Genomic DNA, 8,312 nt, shown 5'->3' with positions numbered 1-8,312 from the left:
GTGGGGTGGCTCATGCCGACCAGCGAGACGATATGGAAGGAGCGAATCATTCCGGTTACGGTGCCGAGCAGTCCCAGCAGCGGAGCCAGTGTGATCACGGTGTCGAGCACCGACAGCCGCCGGTTGATCTGCGGCAGTTCGGCAAGGGCTTGCTCCTCCATGGCGCGGGTGACGTCGCGCCCCTGCCAGGCCCCGCGCAGGCCCGTCGCCATGACCGCGGCCACCGCACCCGAGGTGCGCTCGCACAGGGAGGCGGCGTACGCCAGGTCTCCGCGCTCAACCGCGGCTCGCACCTGCTGCGTCAGCGCCTGGGTGTCCGCGGACGCGCGCCGGTAGAAGCACGCGCGTTCGATGATCACCGCGATGGAAACGAGCGAGCACACCGCAAGCGGGACCATAACCGGTCCGCCCATGGTGAGCGTGCGCAGGAAGTCGAGCATGGCGCTCTCCCGGATCCGTGCTGAGTCTGGTGCCGCGATCTTGCTACAGCATGCCCACCTGGATTGCATCCGCGCGGCTAATCATGTGGCTAGGCCTAAAGGCCGCCATCTGGCTAGGACCTTCGGCCGCCACGGCGGTCGCAATGCGACCTAGCCGCCGGTCTCTGACCTAGGGACGCGGCCGGCAAGCGTTGGGCGCCCCAGCGCCTGCTTGCCTAGTCATTTGGACCCCCGGCGACGGCCGCAGGTTCCAGGCGAGCTTGATGCTTCCGGGCCTGGCGTCCCCACCCGCCAGACGCACAGTGTTATTCCATATCCCCGGGGAGTTGTGAGTGGCGTGGGCGGGGGGCGCCCCTGCGCTCGCGAGCACAGGGAGCCGGCGAGCAGGCTGCGGGAGGCGCCGCGTCTAGCCCCCGAGATAGCCGATGCTGCGGAGGCTTTCTCTGGTGCGCGCATCGAGAGAGGGCGCGCTGCCCGCGGACCGCGCCCACCTTGCGGTGCGACGCTCGCTGTCCCGCGCGAACGTCGTTAGCAGCCGGCGCGCCTCCGGAGCTACCTGCGGATCACGCGCCAGGTTGTGCCTCTCCGCCGGATCGGTGTGCAGATCGTAGACTTCGATGCCGCGAGACCGCGCGTGGAAAATCACCTTGTAGCGGGCGGTGCGCAGACCCTTCAACTCCTCGCCGTAGAGGGTGAATTCGGCGAACAGCGTCCGCTTATCCGCCGCTCCCTTGCCGGCGCCCGCGAGGCTCATCAACGAGGTACCGCGCGCGCCGCGCGGCACCGGCAGCCCCGCCGCCTGCGCCACGGTCGGCAAGAGGTCGAGCAGGCTCGCCCGCGCTGATACTCGCTCTCCCGCAGCGCGGTTGCGCGGGAACTTGATCACCAGCGGCACATGCAGCAATTCATCGTAGAGCGTATGACCATGCTCGAAGCCGCCGTGGTCCCAGAACTCCTCGCCGTGGTCGGCAGTCACGATGATTAGCGCATCGCGGTAGAGACCCAGGCGCTGCATGCGGTCGAACAAGAACCCGAGCCACTGGTCGGCGTAATGCACCTCGTCACGGTACAGCGCGTGCATGTACCTGCGCTGGCGCTGGTCGGGGGTGACCTTGCCCCACACCACGTCCTTGTAGAATCGCGGTGTGGGGTCGAGGGGCGGTCGGGGGAAGGCGGCGATGGTGGCAGCCGACTTCTGCGGCGGATCATAGGGCACATGGGGGTCCATCAGGTGCAGCCACAGAAGCTGCGGCCGCCGGCCTCGCCGGCCCCGCGCCAACGCCGCATCTCGCACGATCCGCTCCGCGTCATCCAGCTCGACGCGGGGGGCGCGGTAGTAGCGCGGTTCGCGGTGCAGCCGCTGGGCCGCGCGCAAGCCGATGGAGGTATGCAGGAACCACTCCTCGTACTTGCCCAGACGCGGCAGAGCGGGAGCCCTCTCCCCAGAGAAGTCGTCGGGGTTGTTGAACCTGAGGAAGCCGCGGGCGAAACCGCGATCCCGGCGCAGTTGGGGATTCGGGACATCGGCGATCGTCAGGTAGCCACCCCTACGGAGCACTTCGGCGAGCGTCGGCTGTGGCGTCAGCACTCCGCCGCCGTAGCGCGTTTGATGCTGACTGCGGTCCACCGGCACCAGTCCCAACTCCGAGGGGTAGCGCGACACCATCATCGAGCCCACGGAGGCGGCGGTCCACGGCGCCGACGAAAAAGCCCTCTCGAACACCACCGCGTCGCCCGCGAACCGGTCGAGGCTGGGGGTCAACCCCTGCTTGCTGCCGTAGGCACCAAGGTGGTCGGCACGCAGGGCGTCAACCGTCACCAGCAGGACGTCGGGGGCTCCCCGCGGCGCGGGGAGCGATGCCGCCCACAGTGCCGGCACCGCTATCGCCGCCGCAGCCGCCAGCGGCCCTACCCCCAAGAGCCACGCGAGGGTCGCGCTGTCCCGCCGTGCGCGTCCCTTGCGCCGCGCCGCGGCCAGCACCACCAGGCCGAGCGCGACGCCGACTGCGATCGCCCCCAGGCGTTCGACGCCGCTCAGGCCGCCGCCACTCCAGTGCGCCCACAACGCGCCGCCCGCCGCGTACCCGGCTACCCCTGCGGCCGCTGCGCCGCCAGCCCTTGGGCTTCGCTCAGGAGCGGACCTCACGCGGGCGCGTGTAAATCGGATCGCACCCGCCATCATCGCTCCGGCTGCGAGGCATGCCACGCCGACAGGCAGCAACCGAAACGCCAGGGCCGGCTCCGGCAGCTCCAGGTCCGCTCGGCCGAGCAACCAAGCGGCAGGGAGCATGGCGGCCGCGGCGATCCAGTAGGGGCCGGAGCTTGGCGGGGAGGTGCGCCGCTTCGACAGGCCGCTGATGGCGGCGGTCACTATGGCGGCCACCACGAACACGACCCACCCCAGGATGGCGTACGCCGCCACCGTGGCAACCCACATCAGCCAGAAGTTGGGGGCAGGGAGGCGTTGGCCGGCTGCAGCCGCGGCGACGGCCTCGGTCACGCCCAGGACGGCGCCAGCCGCCACGCCAACCGGCGCCGCCGCCACCAGGTGCGCCTTTACCTTCGATCCCATCGCGGGTCTGCCGACGCCATTGCCATGGCCTTATTCGATCCCGTACAGCGTCGCCGGGCTATCGTGCAGGACGTTGCGCGCCACCGCCACCGCGTCATCCTCCTGCAGGTACCCGTCCTCGACGCAGGCCGCCAGCGCCGCGGCGAGTTCCTTGCGGATGAGGAGAGACTTGGCATACGCCCATTCAACCACGTAGGCATCCGTGAACATCGCCGACCACTTGGAGGCGGGAAGCACCTCGGCCCGGAAACGATAGATTCTCCGCATCACGCTGGGGAACTGCACGAACCACCAGCAGCCCGACAGGTGGAGGTTAGGCATATGCTTCGCCATGATCGTGAACTGGTTCAGCAGCTCGCCGGAGACGGTGGCGACGTCGAACCGGGTTCCCGGGTTGCCGCCGATGAGGCGGAACAATCCAGGCGCCAGGTTCACCGGGAGCGCGGGATAGGGGACGCGGCCGGCCAACCCCCTGCCGAGATATACCTGGACGACCAGGCCGTTACGGCCGGCCTCTCTGCAGACGGCATCGAGCGTGAAATCGCGCACGGTTCGGAGATCGCCGCCGGTCGCGTCACCCCTGAGATACCGAGTGAACGCTGCCTCGGCCTCGCACGATTCCGGCATGACGAACGGCGGATCGTCCTCCACGGCGAGTCTCACCGCCCGCATGCCCGCGGCGCGCCAGGCGGCAGCCATGCCGGCGAGCGCGGAGCCGAGCGCCCGCAAGTCGCTGACTTCCACCCCGGCGTCACGCTCGACATCCCGAATGAAGCTACGCCCCGCATCCGGCACCAGGGCCGCCTGCGCCATGAGGATGTATTGCCCCTGGTTGTAGGCGCATGGCGGATGCCTCCAGTCCGCGGTGGCGATGGACTTGACGATTCCCGCTTTCGCCAGCACCCGCCGTTCCCAGTCCGCCTGCTGCGATGCCGCAACCATCCGCTCGTAAAGGGCGCCGGCGGTGTGTGCGCTGACGGGCTCATCCCAACCGTAGAGCCCGCTGAGCAGGCGCCGCATCATCCAGGCGTGGGTCGTGGTTTCCGACAGCCGGAAGTAGCCCGCCAGAGCGATAACCCGCTCCTTATCGGCTGACTTGCCCTCCGTCGCGTTCGCGGGCATGCCCGCGGCGACCAGCTCTGTCGTGTAGTTGTGATAGGACAGGACCTGCCACGGACTGCTTGCGGCAGGGCTCATCACGTCGAGGTGCGTGTGCGTGTCAATGGCCGCGATGCCGTCCACGGCATCGCCAAGTCGCCGGCGCAGATCACCCGCCACGGTCAGTCTTCTCCTTTACCGCCGGCGGCCCGGGCGCGAAGACGTCTACCCCCACCTTCCCGCCGGCACCGTTCGTGACGTACACCCGGCCGTCCTTGCCCACCGCAGCTGTCGAGGGCCGGTAGTGCCTCCGTTCGGGGGTGGGGGGGAGAGCGATCACGGTTATGTAATCCCCCTCGTTGTTGTACTTATCCAACGTGCTCGGCCAGCGGTTACGGATGACGCCCTTGGTCGCTAGGTACACATTCCCGTACCGGTCGCACGTCATCGCATGGTAGGCTCGTTCGCCATCCCGCGGAAGCACCGCGAAGGTCTGGAGGTGAACCCCCTCCGGGGTGAACTTCTGACAGCGGCCGCCGACCCATTCGCAAACGAAGATGTTGCCATTGGGATCAACCGCGATCCCATGCGCAGCCTTGAACTCACCGGGTCCGGCGCCGCGGGCGCCCCACTGAAAAAGGAAGTGGCCCGCGGGATCGTAGACCTGCACGCGGCCGTTGTCAACATCCACGATGTAGATGCGTCCATGCTTGCCGATAGCGATGCCGTGGGGACGAGAGAGCTCCCCGGGGGCGCTCCCCTTTTCGCCCCACGCGGTGATGAACTTCCCGCTGCGATCGAAGACAAACACGCGCCCCTTATTCCCATCCACGACCAGGATATTGCCATCCGCATCCACGGTGGCATCCCGCGGGCCCTCGTATTTCTCCGGGCTGGGATCAAGCTCATCCAGGTACTTGCCTTGGGGCGACAGGCGGTAGACGCGCGCCTTGTCGCTGTCGGAGACTACCAGGTTGCCGTCGGCATCGAAGCAGATCCCGTGCGGAGGCGAGAACTCTCCGGGCCCGCCCGGACGGGCCGGCCACGTGGCAACGGCGGTGTACTCGGGATTGAAGGGACCGATCAGCACCGTCGCCCACAGCTCCCGCTTGCGGCCGCCATCGTCAATCGCGGCCGTGATGCACACTTCGTTGAAGGCAGGGACCCGCTTCGGGGCGGTATAGACCCCATCGGGGGTGATGGTGCCGAATTCGCTCCCGCCGCCCCGCACGTCATTGACGCTCCAACTCACGACCGCGGGGGCCTTGCCACCGGCGACCCCGCCGCCGGCAATCCTCACCGCGAATTCCCGCGTCGCTCCCAGCTCGAGCCGCATGAAGCTCGGGGCTATCTGGAGCCGCTGGCTCTCAACCGCCGCCGCCGGCTCCGCGGCGGCGCAGGCCGTTGGGGACAGCACCGCACCCGGCAAGCCGCAGCACAGGAGCGCCAGCACCGCACCTACCGCACCTCGCCTCCTCGTCACCGTCCCAATCGAATCATGGATCCACATCTTCCCATCCCTTCTCCGACGACTCCCCGACCTCGGACCACCATGATCGTAGACGGTGACGGCCGCAAGAGGTTCCTCGCCATCGGTTGCCGTGTTCCATCGCGCTGTGTACCGCCGGCCTCGCATCATCTCACTGCCGGCGCGCGAGTGCCGGCGCGAAGACGTCTATGCCTGCATTATCACGAGCGCCGTCGGCGACGTACACGCGGCCGTCCTTGCCCACCGCGGCCGTAGAAGGGCGGTAGTGTCTCCGCTCGGGGGTGGCAGGGTGAGCGATCACGGTTATGTAATCACCCTCGTTGTTGTACTTCTCCACCGTGCTCGGCCAGCGGGGGTGTTTGGTTCCCTCGGTGGCGAGGCGGCCGATACCGTGGGTGATCAAATACAGGTTTCCGTGACGGTCGCACGTCATCGCGTGGTAGACGCGTTCGCCATCGCGCGGAAGCACCGCGAGGGTCTGGAGATGGCCCCCCTCCGGGGTGAACCGCTGGCAGCGAGCGCCCCACCACTCGCAAACGAAGATGTCGCCATTGGGGTCCACCGCGATCCCGTGCGGCGCCATGAACTGACCGGGCTCACTGCCGTGAGTCCCCCACTCAAAAAGGAACTCCCCCGAGGGGGCATGGACCTGCACACGGCCGTTGACGTCGTCCACGATGTAGATGCGCCCGTGCTGCCCGATGACGATGCCGTGGGGATGCATGAGCTCCCCGGGGGCCGTCCCCTTTTCACCCCAGGCGGTGACGAACTTCCCGCTGCGATCGAAGCGAAACACGCGCCCCTTGTTCCCATCCACAACCAGGATGTCCCCCTGCGCATCCACGGTGGCTTCCCGCGGGCCCTCGAATTGCTCCGGGCTGGGGTCAAGCTCATCCAGATACTTGCCTTGCGGCGACAGGCGGTAGACGCGTGGCGTCCCCTTGCTGGCGATGATTAGGTTGCCGTCGGCGTCGAGGCATACTCCGTCCAGCGGTGAGAACTCGCCCGGCCCACCCCAACCGGTGGGCCACGTCGCCACCGGCGTGTACTCGGGATTGAAGGGACCGATCACCACCGTCGCCCACAGCTCCCGCTTACGGCCGCCATCGTCAATCGCGGCCGTGATGCAGACTTCATTGCAGGCGGGGAGTTGCTCTGGGGCGGTATAGACCCCGTCGGGGGTGATGGTGCCGAATTCTCCCCCGCCGCCGGGCACGTCATTCACGCCCCAACTCACGACCGCAGGGGCCTTACCATCGGTGACCTCGCCGCCGGCAACCTTCGCCGCGAAGTCCCGCGCCGCTCCCAGCTCGAGGCGCATGAAGCTGGGAGTGATCTGGAGCCGCTGGACCTCAACCGCCGCCGCCGGCTCCGCGGCGCGGCCCCCCGCTCGGGACGGCGCGCCCCCACCCTCTTCCCCCCTCGCTGTCGAGACTCGATCACACATGACCATCTTCCCATCCTTTCCCCGACCTCGGACGACCATGATCGCAGACGAGGACCGCCGCCGGAGGTTTCCCGCCATCGGTTGCCGTGTTCCATCGCGCTGTGTACCGCCGGCCTCGCATCATCTCACTGCCGACGCGCGAGTGCCGGCGCGAAGACGTCTATGCCTGCATTATCACGAGCGCCGTCGGCGACGTACACGTGGCCGTCCTTGGCCACGACGGCGGAGGAAGGCCGGTAGTGCCTGCGCTCGGGGGTGGGGCGGAGAGCGATCGAGGTTATGAAATCGCCCTCGTTGTTGTACTTATTGAGCATGCTCGGCCAACAAGAGGCCGGCCAAGAGGGGTGTCTGGCACCCTCGGCGGCGACGTAGCGGATGCCCTTGGTGCCGAGATACAGGTTTCCGTGCCGGTCGCACGTTATCGAGTGGTAGGCGCGTTCGCCATCGCCCGGAAGCACCGCGAAGGTCTTGAGATGGCCCCCCTCCGGGGTGAACCGCTGGCAGCGACGGCCCCACCACTCGCAGACGAAGATGTCGCCATTGGGGTCCACCGCGATCCCGTGCGGCGCCATGAACTGACCGGGCTCACTGCCGTGAGTCCCCCACTCAAAAAGGAACTCCCCCGAGGGGGCATAGACCTGCACGCGGCCGTTGTTAACATCCACGATGTAGATGCGCCCGTGCCGCCCGATGACGATGCCGTGGGGACGAGAGAGCTGCCCGGGGCCGGTACCCTTTTCACCCCAGGCGGTGATGAACTTCCCGCTGCGATCGAAGCGAAACACGCGACCTTTGTCCCCATCCGCAATCAGGATGTCGCCCTGCGCATCCACGGTGGCTTCCCGCGGGCCCTTGAATTGCTCCGGGCTAGGGTCAAGCTCATCCAGATACTTGCCTTGCGGCGACAGGCGGCAGACGCGTGGCGGCCCCTTGCTGGCGATGATTGGGTTGCCGTCGGCGTCGAGGCGTTCCGTCCCCTTGCTGGCGATGATTAGGTTGCCGTCGGCGTCGAGGTATACTCCGTCCAGTGGTGAGAACTCGCCCGGCCCACCCCAACCGGTGGGCCACGTCGCCACCCGCGTGTACTCGGGATTGAAGGGACCGATCACCACCGTCGCCCACAGCTCCCGCTGGCGGCCGCCATCGTCAATCGCGGCCGTGATGCAGACTTCATTGCAGGCGGGGAGTTGCTCTGGGGCGGTATAGACCCCGTCGGGGGTGATGGTGCCGAATTCTCCCCCGCCGCCGGGCACGTCATTCACGCCC

General features: G+C 67.8%; 6 protein-coding genes. All 6 read right to left on the bottom strand.

Annotation, left to right across the window (positions count from 1 at the left end):
• On the bottom strand, positions 1 to 440 hold a 440-nt coding region (locus VM221_00310; protein ID HUT73261.1), incomplete at its 3' end, for a MotA/TolQ/ExbB proton channel family protein.
• 406 nt (positions 441 to 846) lie between these two features.
• Positions 847 to 3,012 carry a sulfatase gene (locus VM221_00305; GenBank protein ID HUT73260.1) on the bottom strand — a complete coding sequence of 722 codons (2,166 nt, stop codon included), beginning with the start codon at positions 3,010 to 3,012 and terminating at the stop codon, positions 847 to 849.
• A 30-nt stretch (positions 3,013 to 3,042) separates the two neighbouring features.
• Positions 3,043 to 4,290 carry a hypothetical protein gene (locus VM221_00300; GenBank protein HUT73259.1) on the bottom strand — a complete coding sequence of 416 codons (1,248 nt, stop codon included), beginning with the start codon at positions 4,288 to 4,290 and terminating at the stop codon, positions 3,043 to 3,045.
• Complete coding sequence (locus VM221_00295) at positions 4,280 to 5,620, bottom strand: NHL repeat-containing protein (protein ID HUT73258.1); 1,341 nt, start codon at positions 5,618 to 5,620, stop codon at positions 4,280 to 4,282. The genes VM221_00300 and VM221_00295 overlap by 11 nt, the downstream gene beginning before the upstream one ends.
• 130 nt (positions 5,621 to 5,750) lie before the next feature.
• A complete protein-coding gene (locus VM221_00290; protein HUT73257.1) occupies positions 5,751 to 7,046 on the bottom strand; it encodes an NHL repeat-containing protein in 1,296 nt (431 codons plus the stop codon).
• Between the two features lie 125 nt (positions 7,047 to 7,171).
• The coding region (locus VM221_00285; protein ID HUT73256.1) for an NHL repeat-containing protein at positions 7,172 to 8,312 on the bottom strand (1,141 nt) is incomplete at its 5' end.

The organism is Armatimonadota bacterium, assembly GCA_035527535.1.
Taxonomy (GTDB): Bacteria; Armatimonadota; Hebobacteria.
This window is presented reverse-complemented; position numbering and strand designations above follow the sequence as displayed.

Coding starts and splice junctions, on each gene's coding strand:
- VM221_00305 (HUT73260.1), bottom strand. CDS start 3,012: ATGGGATCGAAGGTAAAGGCGCACCTGGTGGCGGCGGCGCCGGTTGGC.
- VM221_00295 (HUT73258.1), bottom strand. CDS start 5,620: ATGTGGATCCATGATTCGATTGGGACGGTGACGAGGAGGCGAGGTGCG.
- VM221_00290 (HUT73257.1), bottom strand. CDS start 7,046: ATGTGTGATCGAGTCTCGACAGCGAGGGGGGAAGAGGGTGGGGGCGCG.